This window comes from Sulfurimonas sp., from assembly GCF_027056685.1.
In the GTDB taxonomy this organism is placed as follows: domain Bacteria; phylum Campylobacterota; class Campylobacteria; order Campylobacterales; family Sulfurimonadaceae; genus Sulfurimonas.
The window spans coordinates 1-1,895 of the sequence record NZ_JALUKE010000231.1 but is presented as its reverse complement, the minus strand read 5'-3'; the positions used below and the strand labels follow the sequence as shown (position 1 = coordinate 1,895).

2 protein-coding genes are annotated in these 1,895 nt (G+C 29.3%); both read left to right on the top strand.

Translation table 11 applies throughout. The annotated features are described in order from the left end of the window. Positions 1–245: BamA/TamA family outer membrane protein (locus MVY38_RS10130; protein WP_297485830.1), on the top strand; the 245-nt coding region annotated here is incomplete at its 5' end. Beyond that, on the top strand, positions 242–1,895 hold a 1,654-nt coding region (locus MVY38_RS10125; RefSeq protein ID WP_297485828.1), incomplete at its 3' end, for a hypothetical protein. The genes MVY38_RS10130 and MVY38_RS10125, both read left to right, overlap by 4 nt.

Below are 1,895 nucleotides of genomic sequence, written 5' to 3'. Positions count from 1 at the left end.
CTATTATTGAGACCACTATTGAATACCGTTTCCACATCTATAAAAAGTTCAATGGAGTTGTTTTTAATGATAATAGTTTTATAGGGCAAACTTACATTCCAAACAATACTGTCGGATATTATGATGGAGGGTTTGGTCTGCGCTATGAAACACCCATTGGTCCCTTAGCCATTGACTTAGGTTTTGATCCAAAAAGACCGCTTGAACAACACGCGCTGCATTTTCATGTGGGAGAGCTATTTTGATACACGCAACCTACCATTTTATGCATAAAACCACTATTGCTATTATCTTGATTTTTGTCATTATACTCACTCTATTTACCCATAAATTTACTCTTGTCTTTTTAGCACAAGAATTTCTTAAATCGAACCAAATAGAGTACTCAAAGGTCGAGGGAACTCTTTTTAACGGTGTTATACTTTATGATGTCAAATATAAAAATATAATGCGTGCAAAAAAGATACAACTTAATTATAAACTCATCTCTTTTATTAAACTGAAACCTATAATTAAAAATCTTCAAACGCAGCAGCTTTACATCAACATTGATTCATTTCCAAAATCAAAGAAACAACAACTCAAACTAATACCATTTACAATTCTCAAGCTCAATTTACAAAACACAACATTGATCATCAATAAAAAGCATTATATTTTTAATTTAAACATCAAAAACCTTTTTTTTAACCATTCATTTAATACAAATAATCTAAAAATAGATCTTAAATCTTACTATGTAAACGCAGACATCACAGCAAAAATAGTAAACAACAAACTTATAGGAGAGTCTAAAAATGTTGCAATTACAAAGCAAATCCAAGAAAAATATTTATACTTTATCAAAAAGGTACCAAAATATTTATCTGTAAAGTTAAAAGTCGATAGTAAAAAAGTTGATTTAAAAACGACTTTATCCCATTATGCGCTCACTAGCGATAATAATCTTACTTTTCATGATCAAGCTTTAGATATACAATACTTTATAGATACAAATTTATTTCAAGTAAACACTCACTATACATTTGCATATAAAAATTACCTCTCATATATTAAGCAAGAAGGAACTTTTAATACTCATGGAGAGTATAATTCAACTATTGCTGTGCATGCCAAGAATCTGCCTAAAAACATTCCAGTTAATCATTTTACAGCTCATCTTAGTGGAAATATTCACAATATTCATCTTGAGGGCAAGGCATCTGATTATTTTATAGATATTCAATCTAATGACTATAAAAAGTATAAAATCAGACTCAAAAACAATAAATTAAAACTCTCATTTATTGATGCCCTCCCTGAAATTATAAAAAATCATCAACTAAACTTTGACTCCTACTCCTCACTGCGTTTAGCTCCATTTTCATTAGAGAGTATTATTCATACTTCTGATAAATATGCCAAAATCAATGCTACACTAACATACAATTCTAACAAAAAACAGATTACTGCTAAAGTTATACCTTTTAAAGAGAGTAGCTTGTATAAAAATTACAATTTAAAATTACTTCTACCTATGACACTTAATCTCAAAGAGGATAAAAAACATACAAATTTTAGGGTCAACGCAAATAAATTTCAGGCATTTATAGCAAAAAAAGGAGACAATAAGATTGAAGGTTATGGAAACTTTGCCACAGTTATGTTCACATTAAATGGAACAATTAACAAACAAAAGCAATTGAATTTAAATCTTCACACAATCATACCCTCCATCAAACAGCTTTTAAAAGATGTAAATCTTAGCTCTAGCCGTGATAAGACAGCCTACAATGGTGAAGTTCATATCAATTCAAATATTCACATAAAAAATAATTTTTCTATTCAAAGTACCATTAAAGCACCTTTTTTAAGTGCAAAAACAGACTCTCAAAACCTCTATGTACTAAAGAATG